This window comes from Endozoicomonas ascidiicola (assembly GCF_001646945.1).
Classification (GTDB): domain Bacteria; phylum Pseudomonadota; class Gammaproteobacteria; order Pseudomonadales; family Endozoicomonadaceae; genus Endozoicomonas; species Endozoicomonas ascidiicola.
Genome location: NZ_LUTV01000007.1, coordinates 151629 through 171692 on the forward strand (window position 1 = coordinate 151629; position 20064 = coordinate 171692).

Sequence of the window (20064 nt, forward strand, 5' to 3'; positions counted from 1 at the left end):
TACTGAAGTATGTTTTTGTTGCTTAAACGGTGCAGATCTCTGTGATAAAGTCATGCCGTAATTATGATTCTTCACTTTAAGGGAAATAACTGTGTTCGAACTGGTGAAATCCGGCGGTTGGTTGATGTTGCCTATCCTGCTGTCTTCGGTCATTGCCATGGCCATTATTTTCGAGCGCCTCTGGACCCTCAGGCCTTCACGCATCACGCCCAAAAATACCTTGTCGACGGTCTGGAAGTGGATCAAGAACAATAATCTCAGCAGCAAAAAACTGGAGCAGTTGAAAGAAGGTTCACCGTTGGGTGAAATTCTGGCCGCTGGCTTGAGTAATGCCGGCAGTGGTCGTGAGATCATGAAAGAGAGTATTGAAGAGCAGGCCGGTAAGGTCGTTCATGACCTTGAAAAGTATCTGAACACTTTGGGTACCGTAGCTGCCATTGCGCCACTATTGGGTCTGCTGGGTACGGTTATCGGTATGATCGATGTGTTTACCGTGATTATGCTGGAAGGTACGGGTAATGCCGGTGTTCTGGCTGGCGGTATTTCCAAGGCGCTGATTACCACGGCAGCCGGTTTGACTGTGGCGATTCCAGCCCTGATTTTCCATCGTTACTTTACCCGCCGTATTGATGAACTGGTGGTGAGTATGGAACAGGATGCCATCAAACTGGTCGAAGTGATGCAGGGCGATCGTAAAGACGCCGGTTACAAAAGTAATGAGGGCCGGAAATGAATTTCCGTCGACAGATGAACCAGCAGGAGGTTTCCATCAATCTGACGCCTCTGATTGATGTGGTTTTCCTGTTGCTGATTTTCTTTATGGTATCCACCACGTTTACCAAAGAAACCCATCTGGCCATCGATTTGCCGCAATCCAGCGGTGAGCAGCGGGCAGAGCGTCCACAGCAAATTGAAATCACCATCAGCAAAGGCGGTGATTTTGCGGTGGCGGGGCAAAGCCTGGTCAATGGTCAGCTGGAAACATTGAAAAACGCCCTGAGCAAAGTCAGTGAAGGCGATAGCCAGTTACCCCTGATTATTACTGCGGATGCTAATACACCGTATCAATCGGTCGTGACGGCAATGGATGCGGCGGGGCAGCTCGGGTTTGTGAACCTGAGTATGACAACCCGCAAAGAGTCTGAGTCTGATCAGTGAGTCTTCGACAACGCTTCAATCAATCGGTGATTGATTCCTGGTATAACCCAAACGGTGGCTGGACTCTCTGGCTTAAACCGCTGAGCGCTATTTTCTCGATGCTGGCGGAGTATAGAAAGCATCGCTATCTCGACAGCGTGAGATGGACGCCGCCAGTGCCCGTTATTGTGGTGGGAAATATCACTGTGGGCGGTACCGGGAAAACGCCGGTGGTCTCCGCGCTGATTCACCTGTTGAAAGAGCAGGGCTATCGACCCGGCATCATCAGTCGTGGATACGGCACTGAGCATCAAGAAGATTCCGTGGTGGTGACGGTCGATTCAGATCCTGCCATCGTGGGGGATGAGCCGGTCATGCTGGCAAAGCTGCAAGTGCCATTGGTGGTGGATGCTGATCGGGTTCGTGGGGCAAAACATCTTTGCACGCATTTCGATTGTAACGTTATTGTCGCCGATGATGGGTTGCAGCACTATAATCTTCAGCGGCATATAGAACTGGCGGTTTTGGATGGTCAACGTTTGCTGGGTAACGGTTTTTGTTTACCTGTAGGTCCTTTAAGAGAGCCGCAAAGCCGATTAAATGCTGTCGATTTTGTTTTGGTGAACTGTCCGGAAGCTGTTTCCTGTGAAGTGTATGAGCAAAGGCTGGAGCGGTCGGATTTGAGTTGCTTTTCACTGGTGCCTTTCCGATTAAGGCGTGTGAGTGATGACCATGAGGGCGCAGCGTTCTCTGGTAGAGTGCATGCGGTGGCGGGCATTGGTAATCCGGATCGATTTTTCAGTACCTTGAAATCGCTTGGATACGATGTGATCCCGCACCCGTTTGCGGATCATCACGGTTTTGCGGAAGAAGACGTGAATTTCGAAGATGATTTGCCGGTTATTATGACGGAAAAAGACGCGGTGAAGTGTCGCTCTTTTGCCGGTGATCATCATTGGTACCTGCCGGTGACCACAGAGTTGCCGGATAAGCTAATTGATTCATTGTTGCAAATGATTGAAGCCCGTAAACCTGTAGCGCCGGACAATTAAGGCTGAATAAGTATGGACAAAACATTGTTTGAGATTCTGGCCTGCCCTTTGTGTAAAGGACAGGTTCGTATGGATAAAGAACGTCAGGAACTGGTGTGTCGCCCTTGCGGCGTTGCATACCCGGTTCGTGACGGTATCCCGGTGATGCTGGAAGGGGAAGCCCGCACGCTTAGCACTGAAGAGCGATTAAACGAGGCTTCTTGATGTCCCAGCCATCTACGGGTTTTACAGTGGTGATTCCCGCCCGTTTTGCGTCTACACGTTTGCCCGGTAAACCGTTGGCGGATATCTGCGGCAAACCGATGATTCAGCACGTTTACGAGCGGGCTAAGCAGTCGGATGCTCAAAGCGTGATTATTGCCACGGACGACCAGCGCATTCAGGCGATCGCTGAAAGCTTTGGTGCTGAGGTGTGTATAACATCGCCAGAGCATCCGTCAGGCACTGACCGTTTGCAGGAAGTGGCTGCGCACTATGGTATGGCGGATGATCATATCATTGTCAATGTTCAGGGCGATGAACCACTGATTCCGCCGGCGGTGATCAATCAAGTGGCTGACAACTTAAGTGCTGCTCAGGAAGCAGGCGCCGCAACTTTGTCGAATCCACTGAGTGATTTGGATCAGATCTTTGATCCTAACGTGGTAAAAGTGGTTGCTGATGCCAATGGTTATGCGATGTATTTCAGTCGTGCGCCGATTCCCTGGGCAAGAGATTCTTTCGCCGGTGAGCAGAAAACAGTACCTGAGGGCGTGGACTTTCAAAGGCATATTGGCATTTATGCTTATCGAGTTGCTTTACTGAATCGATATGTGACCTGGGGTGTGAGTCCCGTTGAGCAATTGGAATCTTTAGAGCAGTTGCGCCTGATGTGGAATGGTCACCGCATCCATGTGGCGCAGGCGGTTGAAACACCGCCTCATGGCGTTGATACTGAGCAGGATTTGAACGCTGTGAGAGCCATACTCTCCAAGAGATCTGAATAAAGGTATGGTGATATGAGTAGGAGGAGCCATGGTTAACGTTCTGTTTGTTTGTCTCGGTAATATTTGCCGATCACCAACAGCTCATGGCGTCTTCGCTCATCAGGTGGCCGAATCCGAGCTTTCATCTACCATCCTAGTGGATTCTGCGGGCACCAGCGGTTGGCATAACGGTGCGAAACCGGACAGCCGCTCAATGGCTTATGCTGCACAGAATGGCTACGATTTGTCGTTTATTCGTTCCCGCCAGGTGTCGGAAGATGATTTTATCCGGCAGGATTTTATTCTTGCCATGGATACAGAAAATCTTGAAAACCTGAAATCTATCTGTCCTTCAGAGCATATCCATAAGGTGAAGCTGTTTCTGGATTATGCTGATTTGCCCGTTAATGAAGTTCCAGATCCTTATTATGGTGGCGATGATGGTTTTCATCGCGTGTTAAACCTCGTGGAGCTCGGCGGCATTGCTTTGCTGGAGCACATCAAACAAGGGTTGGAGTGATTGTCTTTGATTTATTGCTTTGATTGTTGAACCTTACGTTATCCAATTACTGTCGTTTTTAAGGCTTACATGACTTTGCCGGTTACCATTCACCAGAATTACTCACTTATTCACCAGAATACCCTTGGGCTTCCGTCCATTGCCCGATATTACGCAGAAGTGAATACGGTTGAGGAGTTGCAGGAAGCACTTACTTTTGCCAAAGAAAAAGGGTTGGTCATTCTTCCGCTAGGAGGTGGCAGTAATGTGGTTTTGGGCGATGTTCTCGATGCCTTGGTGATTCACATTAACTTGAAAGGCCTGTCAGTTGTTCATCGTGATGAGCGACAGGTGACTGTCACTGCCATGGCTGGCGAAAACTGGCATGAGTTTGTGCTCTGGTCTATCGATCAAGAGGCCTACGGTCTTGAAAACTTATCGCTGATTCCGGGTTGTGTTGGGGCGGCACCGATTCAGAATATTGGTGCTTATGGCGTTGAGATAAAAGATTATTTCGTCTCCCTCGATGCGATCAATATTTCTACTGGAGACGTAGAGCAATTCGATAATTTTGATTGCTGTTTTGGCTATCGTGACTCTGTATTCAAGGGTGAGAAAAAAGATCGATACATCATTATCTCCGTGACGTTTGCGCTGGATGCTGTACTAAGCCCCAGATTGGGTTATGGGCAGCTTACGGATAGTTTGTCTGAAAAGCATGGAGATTCAGTACTGACAGCATTGCAAATCAGTCAGGCAGTGTGTGACATTCGACAGCAAAAATTGCCGGACCCGAAAACTATCGGAAATGCCGGAAGCTTTTTCAAAAATCCGGAAGTGGATCAGCAAACCATGGAGCGCCTGAAAAAGGAGTATCCAGACATTGTTGCTTATCCAGTGGGTGAAAAGTGGAAACTGGCCGCTGGCTGGTTAATTGATCGTGCCGGACTGCGTGGTGTTCAACAAGGTAGTGTAGGGACTTATCAAAAGCAGGCGCTGGTGTTGGTCAACCACGGTGGCGCAACCGGTTCGGATGTTATAGCTTTTTCTCAATACGTTTTAGAAAAAGTGAAAAATCAGTTTGGGGTTGAGCTGGAAAGAGAGCCCAGAGTTTACCGTTGATAATTGGTCTCTATAAGTAATGGGTTTCAGGTATTAAAGATCCTGTAACCCTGATGATTTTTTCAATTCCCTGCTTTTTACATCATGAGATGATTTCTATCGACCCGTGATCGTCACAATGGTCGCCATGTACATGGTGCAGGCGACCTTCCACCAGATAATCAAAATGATCCCCATGGGGAACGATTTCTTGCCCACAGTCCGGTCCGTGTTTGTGCCCATTTTGGTGGCAGGTCTTTAGTGGGTCGCACTCAGCAGGGTTGGTGGCGCTGACTTCAATGACGTGTTCGTCGTAGTGATCTTCGTGGGGGTGATGCAAGTGGCCGTCATGGATGTAATCAATATGGTCGTTATGTTTTATGGCTGTGTGACCACAGTCTTTTCCGTGGGTGTGTTCAGGGTGTGAGTGGGTTTCATGTTTGCTCATTATCATGCTCTGCCTCATGGGGTGGAGTATTTAACATATACAGTCATCTTCATATAAACAAATATTGATAATGAATATCATCAAATGATGCGCTTGGGATTGGCTATAAGGAGCTTGAGTTCATTGTTTTTAAGGTAAAGAAAAGCCGGGGAAGGATGACCTTTCCCGGCTTTTTTGATGATTAAATCACCCGTTGTTTACAGATTGCTTTCTTCAGTGTGTGACGGTTCAGTCTTTTCACTGGTTTCAGCATTGTTATCTGCTTTTGCTTCAGAGCTTTGCTCTGCCTGCTGAGCATTGCGTCTTGCTCTTGGGTCGTTATGAGCACGGCTTCGGCGACGGCGAGGCGCTTCTACAGCAGCAACCTCAACCTCGGTAGCTTCTACTTCAGCAGACTCTGGCTTTGCTTCTGCAGATGCTTCGGCAGGTGCAGGGTCAGCTAGAAGCTTAGGCAGAGAAGGTTCAGATTGTCTCGCCGGTTTTGTCGCTCTTGGGGTTTCAGTCTTTGGCGCAACAGTTTCCGCCTTTTCAGCTTCAGGATTAACCGTTGCTGTTTCTTCGCTTTGGTTCAGTGCCTTTACCAGCATCTCTTCTGCTTCGCTGGCGGTAACAGACGTCACCGCTTCCTGCGGCTCAGGCGTTACTTCTTTCTTCTCAAACGGAGGGATTGAGTTGAACGAAGGTTTTTCCAGGTTGTGAGATGCCGCAACGGCTTTAGCCATTTCGGTCATTTGAGGGCGGCCATGGGATTTGGCTGGCTCAAACGCTTTTTCTGGCTGTTCGTCGCGCTGGTTCGTGTCGGTTGGATTTCCGGCAGGTTGATCAGCATGAGCCGCAGGTATTTCACTGGCGGCCGGTGTTTCTTCAGAAGCGGCTGCTTCTTGTACTGGCGCTGGATTTTTCTGCTCTTCTCTCTGACGACGCGGATCGTTTTTAATGCGACGTGAGCGACGTGGTCTTTGAGCGTCTTCAGTTTTCTCTATTGTTGTTTCCCGAGTCGCTTCAGCGGTTACTGTTTCTGCTTTTTCTTCAGAAGCGGCAGGTGTTGGCTGCTTAACTTCTGGAGCGGTTGCTTCCGCAATGACCGGTGCTGCTTCAACAGCGGCAGGCTTTGTTGCGTTTTCCTGGACAATTTCAGTCGGCTGCTGTTCTTGCTTAGCAGTGACCTCGGTAGCGACTTCTTCTTTAACAGGGGCCTGAGGTGCTGCTGTTCTGCTACTTTCTGGTAGCAATGGCTGCAGCTGCGGCTCGCCCTGAGGCTGACGCTGGGATTGACGATTGTTACGACGACGTGGTGCAGAGTTTGGACGACGGCGACGATCACCGTTCTGTTCAGTCTCCTGATCCTGCTGACGATCCAGGTTGTTGTCCAGATCCTGATTGTCTGTTTTCTCCCGCGGACGACGCTCCTGTTTCTCGAAACGGTTGTCAGTGCGATTGTCGGAACGATTGTCGCGATCAGAGCGTTCTTTCTGATTGCGGGGTTTACGATCTTTCTGATTGCGCTCACGGTTTTCGCGGTTATCACGACTCTCGTTGTTGCGAGTCTCATTGCGATTATCGTTACGACCATCGCGACGTTGTGCATCGGAGCGTGGTTTTTTGTTGCGGTTCTGGTTTCTGTCCTGATTTCTATCATTGTCGCGACGATTTCCAGACTGCTGGCCAGAGCGTTCACGCTGGGCTGGTTTTTCGTCGTTATCAGAACTGAACAGGTTGCCAATGGATTTCAGCAGGCCGCCAATAAAGCCGGGCTTGGCTTCGGCTTGCTTAACCGGCGCTGGTTGAGCGGGGGCAACGTTACGAACGGCAGCTTGTGGTCTCTGGACTTGAGGCTTGGAGGCTGTGGTGTATTCTTCCACCGCGGCTTCTTCGTTCTCCAGAATGATTTCGTAGCTGCTGCCAACATCCTGAGGGTTATCGTCACGCAGACGCTGAACATCGTAATGAGGTGTTTCCAGGTTGGCATTTGGAATCACGACGATGCGAGCGTTATTGCGCTTTTCGATTTTGGCAATGTTTTTGCGTTTTTCGTTGAGCAGGAATGCAGCAACAGAAACCGGTACCTGAGCGCGGATTTCAGAGGTCTTGTCTTTCATAGCCTCCTCTTCCATTAAGCGCAGGATGGAGAGTGCCAGAGATTCGATATCCCGGATGGTGCCTTGACCAGAGCATCGTGGACAAACGACACCACTGGTTTCACCCAGGGATGGGCGCAGGCGCTGACGGGACATTTCCAGCAAACCAAAGCGGGAAATGCGACCGGTTTGCACCCGGGCGCGATCCACCGACAGTGCTTGACGAATGCGGTTTTCCACTTCGCGCTGGTTGCGGTTGTTGCTCATATCGATAAAGTCGATAACGATCAGGCCGCCGATATCACGCAGACGCAGCTGGCGAGCGATTTCGTCCGCTGCTTCCAGGTTGGTGTTGAAGGCGGTTTCTTCGATATCACCACCACGGGTTGCCCGGGCAGAGTTGATGTCGATGGAAACCAATGCTTCTGTTGGATCGATAACAATTGAGCCGCCTGAAGGCAGCTTTACTTCACGCTGGAACGCCGTTTCGATCTGGCTTTCGATCTGGAAGCGATTAAACATGGGCACAGTGTCACGATACAGCTTCAGCTTATTCTGATACTGCGGCATGACCTGATTAACAAAGTCCAGCGCTTCTTCGTAGACAGCCGTTTTATCGATGAGAACTTCGCCGATGTCCTGGCGCAGGTAGTCACGGATCGCGCGGATAATGACGTTGCTTTCTTGATACAACAGGGCTGGAGCTTGATTTTTGCCGGAGGCTTCTTTGATGGAGTTCCAGAGGTGCAGGAGGTAATCCAGATCCCATTGAAGATCTTCGGCGGAGCGTCCAAGGCCAGCGGTACGGACAATAACACCCATTTCGGAAGGGATGTCCAGTTTGCTCATAGCTTCACGAAGCTCGGCACGCTCATCGCCTTCAATGCGGCGGGAGATGCCGCCGGCGCGTGGGTTGTTTGGCATCAATACCAGGTAGCGACCAGCAAGGCTAACCAGCGTGGTGAGAGCGGCGCCTTTATTGCCGCGTTCTTCCTTGTCCACCTGAACAATGACTTCGGTGCCTTCTTTGATGACATCTTTGATGTTCGGGCGACCGCCACTGTGACCCGTGAAGTACTCACGGGAGATTTCTTTTAAGGGAAGGAAGCCATGACGCTCTGCGCCGAAGTCAACAAACGCTGCTTCGAGGCTGGGCTCAACACGGGTGATTTTGGCTTTATAGATGTTGGCTTTCTTCTGTTCGCGGGCTCCGGATTCAATATCCAGATCGAACAGGCGTTGCCCATCAACGAGTGCAACTCTCAGCTCTTCTTGCTGGGTCGCATTGATTAACATTCTCTTCATAGAGTTCCAAATTGCTAATGGCTACTCTAATCAGTCAGAGTTGTTTGTACGTTTGGCTTTCCGGTGCATCCTTTACGGGCAGGCAGCGCATTGTTCATGCGAGTCAGGCCTGGCTTTCTGGCAGAGCGTCAGACCGGAGAGTGTTTAGCCTCGGCGGTCGGGCGGTCTTTTGTGCACCGGGTTTCCTTCGGTGTTTTACAAACTCTTTTGTTGCCTGCGTTAACAGGCCGAATGCCGTGTGTTTCAGGCGGTTCGGCTGCTGCGCTCATTGGCTGGCAGTCGGTTTTGTAATAAGCCGAATCTGCTGCTTGTAGCGTAATCATCCGCGGTATTGTCTGACGGATGTTTTGCAGGAGGAGGTTGCATAAATCAGGCGCCCTCTTGGCTGACTGCCGATAATCTCTGGGCAGCTCAGACCGTATACTGGCATATGACCTGTTCGCTTGTCCTCGACCCATTAACGGGCACGCAACCACTGATTAAATGTGGCACTGTTTATTTATCGCGACCATTGTCGCGGTCTTTCGTTCTTCAATACCCACGTTCAGAGACCGGTGCATTGTTGTTCAGCAGAGGTGTCTAACGTGAAATATGCCTGAATATGTCTTGCTGATAATGTACAACCCTTCACAGTATATCGGGTAATACGAACATCATCAGTCTATTCTTCGGACCAGTTGAAAGGAATTTAAGTGAAATCCACTCTTATTGCGTCTTTCCAGTCTTACTCAAGCGTAGTAAATCGTGCTGTCTTCTCGGTAGTTAGCAAGACAGTCTTGCAACTATATCAGTAAACTATGAGTGCTTCAAACCGTTGAAAGCTGGTAGTATTTGGCTAATTGCTCATGGTATGTGAGAAGGTATTAATAGTGTTGTGGATAATCGATTGAAGCAAAGACGTAATGTGAAACGCTCCGGCTCTGCCGGTACAAAATCTCAACGTGTGCAGGCGCGTCGGCCAGAAACCGTGCGTGAAAATACCGTGCGTGCGAAAAAAGCAGTGCCTGCGGAGCTTGCGGAAATAGTTGAGGCGGTGCCCACGGTTCAATGGTTGGATATTGATGACGACACCGCTGGCCAGCGCATTGATAACTTTTTACTGCGGATTCTCAAAGGCGTCCCGAAAACCCGCATTTACCGCATTCTTCGTAAGGGTGAGGTGCGAGTCAATAAAAAACGCATTACCGCTGATTATCGTTTGCAGTCTGGGGATGTGGTTCGGGTGCCGCCGGTTCGGGTAGCTGAAGCCAATGCGCCAGTCAGGCCGTCTGACAATGTGATCGAACAGCTCGAACAATCGGTGCTGTATGAAGATGAATTGTTGCTGATTATCAACAAACCCTCCGGTTTGGCGGTGCACGGTGGCAGTGGTTTGTCTTACGGCGTGATTGAAGCTTTGCGGCAGTTGCGCCCCGATAATAAAACCCTTGAGTTGGTGCATCGATTGGATCGTGATACTTCTGGCTGTCTGGTGATTGCTAAGCGTCGCAGTATGCTGAGGCATATTCACAATCAGCTGCAACAACGAGATAAAGTGGAAAAACTGTATCAGGCGCTGGTAATCGGAAAATGGCCGACCAGAAAGCAGTTGGTTAATGCGCCGTTGCAGAAGAATGTGTTGCAATCCGGTGAGCGGATGGTGCGAGTGCATGTAGATGGTAAAAAGTCTCGCACCGCGTTCCGTGTTTTGGAACGATATCCCAATATGACATTGGTTGAGGCGTACCCAATTACTGGTCGAACTCATCAGATTCGTGTTCATTGTTTGCATGCGGGTCACGCTATTGCTGGTGATGATAAATACGCGCTGGACGAAGATAATCAACGATTCAAGGCGTTTGGTTTGAATCGCCTGTTCCTTCATGCAGCCAGTATTCAGTTTGAATTACTGGATGGAAAGATATTGAAGGTAGAAGCGCCGCTACCAAAAGAATTGCAGGATGTCTTAACGACTTTGCGGCAATCGAATGGTTAAAGACTTAAGGAGTGATTATGCAGGATAACTGGCAAGAGCCTTTAGCGGATGAAAATCAGCCGGAAAATGATCGTGCCTGGGGGTTGGTAGAAACGCTGGCGAAAGGCGCGTTGCTGGAGCAGCGGCGAGCCCGCCGTTGGGGGATCTTTTTCAAGTGCCTGACCTTCGGTTGGTTGTTTTTCTCCGTGGCGGTCTTCTATAAGGCGACAAATATTGCGGATGCAGACGTCTCGTCCAGCAGTGGAGAACACACGGCTCTGGTGGATATCGATGGTCAGATTGGTGGTGGCGAAGTAGAGGCGGATGCGGTGATTACCGGCCTGCGCTCAGCTTTTGAGGATGAAAACACCAAAGCCGTGATTCTGCGGATTAATAGCCCCGGTGGTAGTCCGGTTCAATCTGGCTATATCTATGATGAAATCCGCAGGCTTCGTGATATCCATGAAGAAATTCCACTCTATGCAGTGATTATGGATATCGGGGCGTCCGGAGGTTATTATATTGCTGCTGCGGCGGATGAAATCTATGCGGATAAAGCCAGTCTGGTAGGATCTATCGGTGTTATTTCTGCGGGCTTTGGTTTTGTCGGCACGATGGAAAAGCTAGGCGTTACCCGACGTGTTTATCATGCGGGCGAGGATAAAGCGTTTCTGGACCCGTTCCAGCCTATTGATAAAGGCTCCGCCGCCAAGTGGCAGGTTCAGTTGAACACCATTCATCAGCAATTTATTGAGGTGGTTAAAGCTGGGCGTGGTGATCGACTGCAAGATTCTCCAGATATTTTCTCCGGCATGGTTTGGTCAGGTGAGCAGGCAGAAAAGCTTGGCTTGATCGATGGGTTGGGCAGTGCGGGTTATGTGGCCCGTGAGGTGATTGGTGAAGAAGAAATCGTCGATTACACTTTTCGCCTAAGTCCTCTAGAAAAATTTGCCCGTGATTTTGGTGCGGGTGTCAGTTCCACCTTTGTTGAGGCGATGGATGGCGGGCTTCAATTAATGTAATCCTTTAAAGGCTTTCAATCGGAAGCCTTTTTCTTGTCAGTTTCCTAAAGGGAAGATTCCTTCGTTTATCAGCATATTGGTTAGCGTAATCAAAGGTAGGCCGATCAAGCTGTTAGGGTCATCTCCATTCATTTTTTCAAACAATGTCACCCCCAGTCCTTCGCATTTGAAGCTGCCGGCGCAATCCAGCGGGCTTTCTGCATCTATATAGTAAGTGATTTGTGATGGGGTGAGTTGTCGAAACCAGACGGAATACTCGATGCATTCCAGTTGGAATTGTCCGCTGGCGGTGTTTAGAAGGCAAAGACCCGTATAAAAGGTTACTTGTTTTCCGCTGCAGCTTGAGAGTTGTGCAATGGCTTTTTCACGAGTGCCGGGTTTGCCCAGGATCTTATCATGCAGTGAGGCGGCCTGGTCTGATGCGATGATCAGAGTGTTTGGGTGCTTATTGGTCAGTGCTTGTGCTTTTTCCAGCGAAAGACGCGTCGCCAGCTGCTGGGCGGTTTCATGGCTTAATGGTGTTTCATTAATGTCGGGTGATTGTTGTTGAAAGGTCAGGTTTAATCGCTGAAGCAGGTGTTTGCGATAGGGTGAGCTGGAGGCTAAGAGGATCTTCATGGTTATATCGTGGTCCGGATGTGAAGGATGCGAAGGGTGTGATGTTTTCTACATAACCCGGATTCGGTCTTTTTCGTGATCCGGGGAAATTTTGTGTAAAGCACGGTATTGTATGAAGATTATCACGAGCTTATATGAAATCCGATGCAAAGGGTGTTTGACAGTCAGTGTTCATCCCCCTATGATTGCGCGCTTATGTTATCAGGGCAATTACCCAAAACTTTTGACCCCCGTAAATTGGCGCGTCAAGAGTTGCAGTTTGAAGGTACACTGGCACTCAATAAATTTGAGCAGCTGGTGGCCAGCCTCGCTGATGATCAGGGTGAGGTGAAGATTTCTCTTCATTTCTATATGAGTGAAGACCATCGGGTGGTTTTGCAGGGGCATGTTGAAGCAAATCTGAAATTGATTTGCCAGCGGTGTCTCGATATTGCAGAGCTGCCTGTGCGTGTTGATCTCAACCTGATGGGTGTACTGACGGATGAGCAGGCAAAAATGTTGCCGGAGGAATTTGAACCCTTGATGCTCCAAGAGGAGCCGATGGAGTTGATCCCTCTGCTAGAGGAAGAGCTTTTGTTAAGTCTTCCTATTGTGGCCTATCATCCACCTGAGGCCTGTCAGGTTCAGCAGAGTTACACTACTGAGTCTGATGAAGAGTTGCGGGCTTCTGATGCACAGGCAGAAGAAGAGCGTAAACGCCGTAACCCATTCAGTGTTCTGGCTGGTTTGAAAAAAGACATCGAACCGGAATAGATTCAGATAGAAGCTTCTGGTTATAGAATAGAGGAGAGTTGACACATGGCTGTTCAACAAAATCGTAAAACCCGTTCCAAGCGTGACATGCGCCGTTCCCACGACAGTCTGACTGCTGGTCAGTTGTCTGTTGATGCGACTTCCGGTGAAACTCACCGTCGTCATCACATGACTGCTGACGGTTTCTACCGTGGTCGTAAAGTGCTGGAAGGCAAATAATCTGAGTGATTTTGTCGATGCCAGGACGGTCACCCAATTCAGGGCAGGCAGCTCCAGGACGGAGAATATCGCTTGATATCATGAGTGGGGACGAAAGTCCCCGTTCTCGTATCCGGGCGGCGCTTCGTGCATTGGATGCGTATTCAGATCTTCATCTCATTCTGGTTGGTAATCAAAAGCTGATTACGGAACACCTGTCTTCTGCTTCCTTTGATCAATCAAGACTCCATATTGTTCATGCTGAGAAAACCATTGGTATGGATGATAAGCCTTCGGCTGCCTTACGAGGTCGTGAGGGCAGTTCTATGTGGTTGGCGCTTGAGCAGGTGGCGGATGGTCATGCAGCAGCCTGTGTCAGCTCTGGAAATACCGGTGCGTTGATGGCAATGGGTCGCTTTGCCTTGAAAACCTTTGTGGGTATTGATCGTCCTGCTATTGCTGCAGCAGTTCCCTGTAAAGGCGGGAGTGCGCTGCTGCTGGATATGGGGGCGAACGTGGATTGCTCGGCAACCAATCTTTATCAGTTTGCCGTGATGGGCTCTCAGTTAGTCGCTTCGGTCAACGAACTGGACGCTCCTAGAGTGGGTTTGCTGAATGTTGGTACGGAAGACATTAAAGGCAATGAGCAGGTTCGTCTGGCGGATCGCTTGCTAAAGGAAGATGGTCGGCTGAACTACATTGGCTATATCGAAGGTCATGATGTCTTTGCTGGTAAGGCGGATGTGGTGGTTTGCGACGGCTTTGTTGGTAATGTCACTCTGAAAACTGGTGAGGGTGTGGCCAATCTGATTAGAGATACGTTACTGGATGCCTTTCAACAGACGCTCTGGCGTCGCTTTCTTGCTCTGATTGTTGCGCCGGTGTTGCGCAAACTTTACCGCAGTATTGATCCGGTGGTTTATAACGGCGCCAGCTTTCTTGGGTTGCAGGGTATTGTGGTGAAAAGCCATGGCCATTCCGATGAAGAAGGGTTTTATCGGGCAATTCAGGAAGCGGTTCGTGAGGTGGATAGTGATGTGACCGGGCGGCTTTCAGAAGAAGTTGAGTCCATGCTTAAAGGCGACTGATCGATAAAATAATCGATAAATTAGTACGATTGTTTTCCTATTTTTGCCATCGGAAACATAATTTTACTTACCTTGTTGTCTGTTTTTTCTATAATTGCCCCGATTTTTTAAGTAAGCGTAGTTCTGCGCAGGCATGATTCATGAATTATTTCGGAATATGCCGTTGTGCTCTGGCTCGCTTTGACTCCGGTAAAATTGTGGGCTTTGTTGTTGATTGTGCGAAGCCAAAGGAAAAGAGCGAGTAATCATGTCGAGCAAGCTAGCTTTTGTATTTCCCGGGCAGGGATCCCAGCAGGTCGGCATGCTGGCAGACTATCTTTCTGAGCCATTGGTTCAGTCTACGTTGAAAGAGGCTTCAGATGTTCTCGGTTACGATCTGCAGGCGCTGATTTCAGAAGGTCCGGCGGATCAGCTGAATCGTACGGAAAATGCCCAGCCTGCGCTGTTGGCTGCCAGTGTCGCCCTGTGGCGCCTCTGGTGTGATCGTCGAGGTGAGGCGCCGGCCGTGATGGCGGGGCATAGCTTGGGTGAGTACTCCGCGCTGACCTGTGCGGGCGCAATGAATTTTGCAGATGCTATTAAGTTGGTGCATCTTCGCGGTCTTTATATGCAGGAAGCGGTTGCAGCTGGCGAAGGTGCCATGGCTGCGATTCTTGGTCTTGATGATGCGGACGTTGTCGCTGTCTGTGAGAAAGTGGCTGCAGAAGATGTGGTCGAGGCGGTTAACTTCAATGCGCCAGGCCAGGTTGTTATTGCAGGGCGGGTGGTGGCTGTGCAACGTGCTATCGAAGAAGCAAAGGCGATGGGTGCGAAAAGAGCGATTGAACTGCCTGTAAGTGTCCCTTCTCACTGTGCGTTGATGAGGCCTGCTGCTGAAAAGCTGAAAAATGAATTGGCAGGTATTCAAGTAGTTGCGCCGATGATTCCCGTGGTGCAAAACGTATCCGCAGACTTTTGTTCTGATCCTGAGCAGCTAAAAGCGAATTTGGTGGCACAGCTATACAGCCCTGTTCGCTGGGTTGAATCTATTGAGGCAATTATTGCTACGGGGGTTGGTCGTTTTGCAGAGTGTGGTCCGGGTAAAGTGCTGGCTGGCCTGAATAAGCGCATTGCACGACGTGCACCGATAGCCACTTTTGAGTCCGCAGGTGTCATGGCCCAATGGCTGGCTGAAGCTAATTAACACGGTTTGGAGATAACGGCTTTGACAGAAAAACATCTGGAAGGAAAGGTTGCTCTGGTGACCGGGGCGAGCCGCGGTATCGGCAAGGCGATTGCCTTTGCCCTGGGTCATGCGGGTGCGACGGTGATCGGAACAGCGACCACGGACTCTGGCGCTGAAGCCATTACCGAAGCGCTGAAGGCGGAAGGTATTCAAGGTCAGGGGATGGCGCTGAACGTCACCTCTAATGATGCCTGTCAGGCGGTGGTAAAAGCAGTGGCTGATCAATACGGCGCGCCGTTGATTCTGATCAACAATGCTGGTATCACCCGTGACAATATTCTGATGCGCATGAAAGTGGATGAGTGGGATGATGTGGTGAATACCAATCTCAGCTCTATCTTCCGCATGAGTAAAGCCGTTATGCGCGGTATGACTAAGGCGCGTGAAGGTCGTATCGTTAATATCAGCTCTGTGGTTGGCTCTATGGGCAATCAGGGGCAGGCGAACTATGCTGCAGCGAAAGCCGGTGTTGAAGGTTTTACCCGTGCTATGGCCCGTGAAGTGGGTTCCAGAAATCTGACAGTGAATACGGTTGCCCCCGGTTTTATCGAAACCGATATGACCAATGAATTGCCCGAAGCGCAGCGTGAGTTTCTGCTGGGGCAGATTCCTCTGGCAAGGCTTGGCCAGCCAGAAGAGATTGCAGCAGCCGTGCTGTTTTTGGTGAGTGGGCCTGCGGGTTACATCACTGGCGAAACATTGCATGTCAATGGCGGCATGTACATGAACTGATTGCCCGTTTCCACGGTTCAGAACCTTGAAAAAGTGTTGTGAAAGTGGAATGGATTTTGTTTGTTTTTTATAACTGATGTCCGATTTCGAGGTTTCTCTCCGGTTTTCAAATAACCGGCTTGAAATTCTTATAAATGACCATATAAACTAGTTCACCTGTAGCCTCAGGCTGCACTGAATATCGACAGGAGCACAACACGGTATGAGCACCATTGAAGAGCGCGTTAAGAAGATTGTTTGCGAACAGCTTGGCGTGAAGGAAGACGAAGTTACTAACAGTGCGTCATTCGTAGAGGATCTCGGCGCGGACTCTCTGGACACTGTAGAGTTGGTGATGGCTCTGGAAGAGGAATTCGAAACCGAAATTCCTGATGAAGAAGCTGAGAAGATCACCACCGTTCAGGAAGCTATTGACTACGTCGTTGCTCACTCCTGATTCTGACAGGCCTCTTTTCACTTTGTGACCTTCTCATTGTGAAAGGTAGGGGCTTGCAGGACTTTGTAAAATCACAAAAGCCGTATGACGTCAGTCTACGGCTTTTGTTGTATATAGGTTTTGGTAATGCGTCTTGGGCGCTTTTTACTCTTGTTTTAAACGCCTATGTTGATAGAAGAATGGATGACAGTGCTACAATAATGCCTCATGTCATTTAGACGACAGGCTACTAGGAGCTTCCGTCTTGTCGGATACAAAGAATACAGGCAGATCCCAGCAGCGGATGCGCAGAAGAGTGGTTGTCACTGGAATGGGGGCGGTAACTCCGGTTGGTAACAATGTGAAAACCAGTTGGTCCTCTCTTTTGGAGGGCGTTAGTGGCATCCATCCGATTTCACACCTTGAAGCAGAAAAGTTCGGTGTACGTATTTGCGGTGCTATTAAGGACTTTGATCCATCAGAGTGCATGGATTCAAAAGATGCCCGGAAAATGGATGGCTTTATTCAGTATGGTTTTGCTGCAGCGGCAGAAGCCATCTCTGATGCGGGGCTGATAGTGCTTGACGAAGACGCTCATCGTTATGGTGTTGCGATTGGTTCGGGGGTTGGTGGTCTTACCACGATTGAACAGAATCATGAAACGTTGCTAAAAAGCGGCTCTCGACGTATATCTCCGTTCTTTATTCCAGCGGCGGTTATCAATATGGCGGCAGGCTGGGTGTCCATGAGGTTCAATCTTCAGGGGCCGAACTTTGCTACCTCAACAGCCTGCGCCACAGGGAGTCATGCCATTGCCATGGCTGCTCGCATTATCGCTTATGGCGATGCCGATGTGATGGTGGCTGGTGGCGCAGAAAAGGGGTCGTCGGCTCTGGGTATTACCGGTTTTGCTGCCGCCAGAGCGTTGTCTGCACGCAATGAGGCGCCAGAGAAAGCCAGTCGCCCCTGGGATGCAGATCGCGATGGATTTGTGTTGAGTGATGGTGCGGGTATTCTGGTGTTGGAAGAGTACGAACATGCGGTTGCCCGGGGCGCGAAAATATACGCAGAAATCAGCGGCATTGGTATGAGTGGCGATGCCTGGCATATTACGTCACCACCGGAAGATGGTCGTGGTGCAGCTCGTGCCATGCAGTCCGCTATTGAAGATGCGGGTTTGGCACCGCAAGATGTGGATTATATTAATGCTCACGGTACATCAACGCCCACCGGCGATGTTGCAGAAACCCGGGCTATTCATACTGTCTTTGGTGCACACGCTCATCATCTTGCCGTGAGTTCAACAAAGTCCATGACCGGGCATTTGCTGGGCGCTGCCGGTGCTGTGGAGGCGGTGTTCAGTATTCAATCGTTGATGGATCAAGTGGCACCGCCAACGATTAATCTCGATACGCCCGGGGAAGGGTGTGATTTGGATTACGTTCCCCATAAGGCCAGGCAGATGGTGATTAATCACGTACTTTCTAACTCTTTCGGCTTCGGCGGAACCAATGTCACATTGGCGTTCTCCAAGCTGGAAAATCAGGGGTAAGCTTTTGAGTACTGCGCTGATATGGGTTAATGGCCAGCCTCAATCCGAACTCTTGGTATCGGATCGTGGGTTGGCCTATGGCGATGGGCTTTTCGAAACAATTAGGGTGTCCAACGGGCTGTCAACTCTGGCGGCATTACACTGGGAGCGTTTGGTTCAGGGTTGCCGTCGTCTAGCTATCAATCTGAATCTGGCTGAGTTAACTCGTGAGGTAGATGCGTTTCTGGCGTCGGCATCAGTGGAGACTGGTGTGTTAAAAGTGACGGTCACTCGTGGCAGCGGCGGAAGAGGGTATAATCCGGAAGATTGTCATGATATAAGGCGAATTTTGTCTATTCATTCACTGCCGATTAGAGATCCAGATCCATCCATTTGTGGTGCAAAGCTGTTTGCTTGCCAGCTCCGGCTTGGTCAAAGCGCGCTGGCGGGCATAAAACATCTGAATCGTCTTGAGCAGGTGATGGCAAGAAGTGAGTGGTCCGGTACCGCTTACGATGAAGGTTTAGTGTGTGATTTTTCCGGTCATGTCATTGAAGGCACAATGAGTAACCTGTTTGTGGTAGCTCACAATGGCGAACTTATTACACCGGATTTGTCGTTTAGTGGTGTAAAAGGTGTGTGTCGTCAGTTTATTATGAGTATCGCCCATGAAATGGGTTTAGTGGTTTCGGAACGGCATCTGGCAGAGAGTCGTTTGGCGGACATTGCGACCGAGTTGTTTCTTTGCAACAGTGTGAATGGTGTCTGGCCGGTAGTGGAATATAATCAGAGAAACTGGGAGGTAGGGCCGGTTACCCTTGAGTTACGTCGTCGGGTTCAGGAAGAATTAAATGCTTAAAAAGTTATTGTTACTGGTTGCTGTTGCTCTGTTGTTGGCCATGATGGCCGCTGGAGCTGGCTGGTATGGAATGAGCTGGTACAGTCAACAGAAAGTGTTGTCCACCGCTGATTCTGAATTTGTGGTTGAGCGGGGAGACTCTCTGGGGCGAGTTGTACGACGCCTGACTAATGATCAGGTGATCAAGTATCCGGGGTTGTTTGAGTTGTTGGCCCGAGTGCGTGGTGTGGCCACGGATATTTATGCAGGTGAGTACTTGATAGCACCGGATATCAGTAATGGTGAGCTGTTGACCATGCTCGTGCAGGGCGATGTGCATTATTATAACGTAACGCTGGTAGAAGGTTTTACGTTGAAAGAGTTGCTCGCTGACTTAAATCAGCAGCCGAAACTGAGTAATCCGGTTCAGTTGAATGAGTTGGCTACTGTGATTTCAGGTTCTATCGAGGGGGCATTGAAAGGCGGTCACCTTGAAGGGCAGTTTTACGCGGATACTTACAGTTTTGAATCGGGCTCTTCTGTCGCTTCTATTTTGCAGCGTGCTAATAAAAAGTTGAATGCGGTGTTGCAGAAAGAGTGGCAAGCTCGGGCTGAAGGGGTTCCCTATAAAACACCATACGAAGCGCTGATTATGGCCTCCATTATTGAGAAAGAAACCGGTGTGCCTTCTGAGCGGCCTGATATTGCGGGCGTGTTTGTTCGTCGGCTCAATAAAGGCATGCGATTGCAAACAGATCCAACGGTTATTTACGGTATGGGCGATCGTTATCAGGGTGGGTTAAGTCGTCGCCATCTGCGAGAGGCAACGGATTACAATACCTATGTGATTCGTGGATTACCACTGACGCCTATTGCTACGGTTGGGCGTGAAGCGATTCAGGCTGCGTTAAATCCATCCGATGGCAGTGCATTGTATTTTGTTGCCCGAGGAGACGGTACGCACCAGTTCTCGAATACCTTAGTTGAACATAACCGGGCTGTTAGAAAGTACCAAATTTCCGAGCGGCGTAAAGATTATCGTTCCTCGGTGCAAGAGTTAACGCAAGACACTACCGATCAATAAATTGAGTGTATAAGTGAATCT

Annotated in this window: 21 protein-coding genes; 18 read left to right on the top strand and 3 right to left on the bottom strand. The window is 49.7% G+C overall.

The window, feature by feature from the left end:
* Positions 1-91: 91 nt before the first annotated feature.
* The 7 genes from AKL11_RS19780 (at position 92) to murB (ending at position 4775) form a co-directional block, all read left to right on the top strand.
* Positions 92-733, top strand: a complete 642-nt coding sequence (locus AKL11_RS19780) for a MotA/TolQ/ExbB proton channel family protein (protein ID WP_067520970.1) — start codon at positions 92-94, stop codon at positions 731-733.
* Positions 730-1158: an ExbD/TolR family protein gene (locus AKL11_RS19785; RefSeq protein ID WP_067520973.1), complete on the top strand. Its 429-nt coding sequence runs from the start codon at positions 730-732 to the stop codon at positions 1156-1158. Before AKL11_RS19780 ends, AKL11_RS19785 begins: the two co-directional genes overlap by 4 nt.
* Positions 1155-2189, top strand: coding sequence for a tetraacyldisaccharide 4'-kinase (lpxK, locus tag AKL11_RS19790; protein ID WP_067520976.1), 1035 nt, complete (start codon positions 1155-1157; stop codon positions 2187-2189). Before AKL11_RS19785 ends, lpxK begins: the two co-directional genes overlap by 4 nt.
* Before the next feature lie 12 nt (positions 2190-2201).
* Positions 2202-2393, top strand: a complete 192-nt coding sequence (locus tag AKL11_RS19795; RefSeq protein ID WP_067520980.1) for a Trm112 family protein — start codon at positions 2202-2204, stop codon at positions 2391-2393.
* The gene (gene kdsB / locus AKL11_RS19800; RefSeq protein ID WP_067520983.1) at positions 2393-3175 is read left to right on the top strand and encodes a 3-deoxy-manno-octulosonate cytidylyltransferase; all 783 of its coding nucleotides are present in this window, start codon (positions 2393-2395) and stop codon (positions 3173-3175) included. Before AKL11_RS19795 ends, kdsB begins: the two co-directional genes overlap by 1 nt.
* 28 nt (positions 3176-3203) lie before the next feature.
* Positions 3204-3674, top strand: coding sequence for a low molecular weight protein-tyrosine-phosphatase (locus AKL11_RS19805; protein ID WP_067520987.1), 471 nt, complete (start codon positions 3204-3206; stop codon positions 3672-3674).
* A gap of 69 nt (positions 3675-3743) precedes the next feature.
* Complete coding sequence (murB, locus tag AKL11_RS19810; RefSeq protein WP_095210553.1) at positions 3744-4775, top strand: UDP-N-acetylmuramate dehydrogenase; 1032 nt, start codon at positions 3744-3746, stop codon at positions 4773-4775.
* An 82-nt stretch (positions 4776-4857) separates the two neighbouring features.
* Here murB and AKL11_RS19815 read toward each other — a convergent pair whose 3' ends face one another.
* Both AKL11_RS19815 and rne read right to left on the bottom strand, forming a co-directional pair.
* Positions 4858-5202: a hypothetical protein gene (locus tag AKL11_RS19815; protein WP_067520991.1), complete on the bottom strand. Its 345-nt coding sequence runs from the start codon at positions 5200-5202 to the stop codon at positions 4858-4860.
* 197 nt (positions 5203-5399) lie between these two features.
* On the bottom strand, positions 5400-8585 hold the full coding sequence (gene rne / locus AKL11_RS19820; protein WP_067520994.1) for a ribonuclease E: 3186 nt from the start codon (positions 8583-8585) through the stop codon (positions 5400-5402).
* 886 nt (positions 8586-9471) lie between these two features.
* Here rne and rluC point away from each other — a divergent pair.
* Together rluC and AKL11_RS19835 are read left to right on the top strand one after the other, a co-directional pair.
* Positions 9472-10560, top strand: coding sequence for a 23S rRNA pseudouridine(955/2504/2580) synthase RluC (gene rluC / locus AKL11_RS19830; protein ID WP_425387583.1), 1089 nt, complete (start codon positions 9472-9474; stop codon positions 10558-10560).
* A 17-nt stretch (positions 10561-10577) separates the two neighbouring features.
* Positions 10578-11561, top strand: coding sequence for a S49 family peptidase (locus AKL11_RS19835; protein ID WP_067521001.1), 984 nt, complete (start codon positions 10578-10580; stop codon positions 11559-11561).
* A 36-nt stretch (positions 11562-11597) separates the two neighbouring features.
* Here the strand turns inward: AKL11_RS19835 and AKL11_RS19840 are convergent, their stop codons facing one another.
* On the bottom strand, positions 11598-12179 hold the full coding sequence (locus AKL11_RS19840; RefSeq protein WP_067521004.1) for a Maf family protein: 582 nt from the start codon (positions 12177-12179) through the stop codon (positions 11598-11600).
* Between the two features lie 195 nt (positions 12180-12374).
* Here AKL11_RS19840 and AKL11_RS19845 point away from each other — a divergent pair, with 195 nt between their 5' ends.
* The 9 genes from AKL11_RS19845 (at position 12375) to mltG (ending at position 20043) form a co-directional block, all read left to right on the top strand.
* Positions 12375-12932 (top strand): YceD family protein, encoded by a 558-nt coding sequence (locus AKL11_RS19845; protein ID WP_067521007.1) that lies wholly within the window; start codon positions 12375-12377, stop codon positions 12930-12932.
* A 45-nt stretch (positions 12933-12977) separates the two neighbouring features.
* Positions 12978-13151, top strand: coding sequence for a 50S ribosomal protein L32 (gene rpmF, locus AKL11_RS19850; RefSeq protein ID WP_067521010.1), 174 nt, complete (start codon positions 12978-12980; stop codon positions 13149-13151).
* A gap of 17 nt (positions 13152-13168) precedes the next feature.
* Positions 13169-14218: a phosphate acyltransferase PlsX gene (gene plsX, locus AKL11_RS19855; protein WP_095210556.1), complete on the top strand. Its 1050-nt coding sequence runs from the start codon at positions 13169-13171 to the stop codon at positions 14216-14218.
* Positions 14219-14465: 247 nt separating this feature from the next.
* Positions 14466-15401, top strand: a complete 936-nt coding sequence (gene fabD / locus AKL11_RS19860) for an ACP S-malonyltransferase (RefSeq protein WP_067521018.1) — start codon at positions 14466-14468, stop codon at positions 15399-15401.
* Between the two features lie 21 nt (positions 15402-15422).
* Positions 15423-16175: a 3-oxoacyl-ACP reductase FabG gene (gene fabG, locus AKL11_RS19865; RefSeq protein ID WP_216636827.1), complete on the top strand. Its 753-nt coding sequence runs from the start codon at positions 15423-15425 to the stop codon at positions 16173-16175.
* A gap of 202 nt (positions 16176-16377) precedes the next feature.
* A complete protein-coding gene (acpP, locus tag AKL11_RS19870; RefSeq protein ID WP_020582918.1) occupies positions 16378-16611 on the top strand; it encodes an acyl carrier protein in 234 nt (77 codons plus the stop codon).
* A gap of 283 nt (positions 16612-16894) precedes the next feature.
* The gene (gene fabF / locus AKL11_RS19875; protein ID WP_067521021.1) at positions 16895-18142 is read left to right on the top strand and encodes a beta-ketoacyl-ACP synthase II; all 1248 of its coding nucleotides are present in this window, start codon (positions 16895-16897) and stop codon (positions 18140-18142) included.
* Positions 18143-18146: 4 nt separating this feature from the next.
* Positions 18147-18980, top strand: coding sequence for an aminodeoxychorismate lyase (gene pabC, locus AKL11_RS19880; protein ID WP_216636552.1), 834 nt, complete (start codon positions 18147-18149; stop codon positions 18978-18980).
* On the top strand, positions 18973-20043 hold the full coding sequence (gene mltG / locus AKL11_RS19885) for an endolytic transglycosylase MltG (protein WP_067521035.1): 1071 nt from the start codon (positions 18973-18975) through the stop codon (positions 20041-20043). Before pabC ends, mltG begins: the two co-directional genes overlap by 8 nt.
* Positions 20044-20064: the final 21 nt, after the last annotated feature.

What these genes read in the sequence shown, in the direction of transcription:
- AKL11_RS19785 (WP_067520973.1), top strand. Translation starts at nt 730, where the DNA reads ATGAATTTCCGTCGACAGATGAACCAGCAGGAGGTTTCCATCAATCTG.
- AKL11_RS19795 (WP_067520980.1), top strand. Translation starts at nt 2,202, where the DNA reads ATGGACAAAACATTGTTTGAGATTCTGGCCTGCCCTTTGTGTAAAGGA.
- kdsB (WP_067520983.1), top strand. Translation starts at nt 2,393, where the DNA reads ATGTCCCAGCCATCTACGGGTTTTACAGTGGTGATTCCCGCCCGTTTT.
- AKL11_RS19805 (WP_067520987.1), top strand. Translation starts at nt 3,204, where the DNA reads ATGGTTAACGTTCTGTTTGTTTGTCTCGGTAATATTTGCCGATCACCA.
- murB (WP_095210553.1), top strand. Translation starts at nt 3,744, where the DNA reads ATGACTTTGCCGGTTACCATTCACCAGAATTACTCACTTATTCACCAG.
- AKL11_RS19815 (WP_067520991.1), bottom strand. Translation starts at nt 5,202, where the DNA reads ATGAGCAAACATGAAACCCACTCACACCCTGAACACACCCACGGAAAA.
- rne (WP_067520994.1), bottom strand. Translation starts at nt 8,585, where the DNA reads ATGAAGAGAATGTTAATCAATGCGACCCAGCAAGAAGAGCTGAGAGTT.
- AKL11_RS19835 (WP_067521001.1), top strand. Translation starts at nt 10,578, where the DNA reads ATGCAGGATAACTGGCAAGAGCCTTTAGCGGATGAAAATCAGCCGGAA.
- AKL11_RS19840 (WP_067521004.1), bottom strand. Translation starts at nt 12,179, where the DNA reads ATGAAGATCCTCTTAGCCTCCAGCTCACCCTATCGCAAACACCTGCTT.
- AKL11_RS19845 (WP_067521007.1), top strand. Translation starts at nt 12,375, where the DNA reads ATGTTATCAGGGCAATTACCCAAAACTTTTGACCCCCGTAAATTGGCG.
- rpmF (WP_067521010.1), top strand. Translation starts at nt 12,978, where the DNA reads ATGGCTGTTCAACAAAATCGTAAAACCCGTTCCAAGCGTGACATGCGC.
- plsX (WP_095210556.1), top strand. Translation starts at nt 13,169, where the DNA reads ATGCCAGGACGGTCACCCAATTCAGGGCAGGCAGCTCCAGGACGGAGA.
- fabD (WP_067521018.1), top strand. Translation starts at nt 14,466, where the DNA reads ATGTCGAGCAAGCTAGCTTTTGTATTTCCCGGGCAGGGATCCCAGCAG.
- acpP (WP_020582918.1), top strand. Translation starts at nt 16,378, where the DNA reads ATGAGCACCATTGAAGAGCGCGTTAAGAAGATTGTTTGCGAACAGCTT.
- fabF (WP_067521021.1), top strand. Translation starts at nt 16,895, where the DNA reads ATGCGCAGAAGAGTGGTTGTCACTGGAATGGGGGCGGTAACTCCGGTT.
- mltG (WP_067521035.1), top strand. Translation starts at nt 18,973, where the DNA reads ATGCTTAAAAAGTTATTGTTACTGGTTGCTGTTGCTCTGTTGTTGGCC.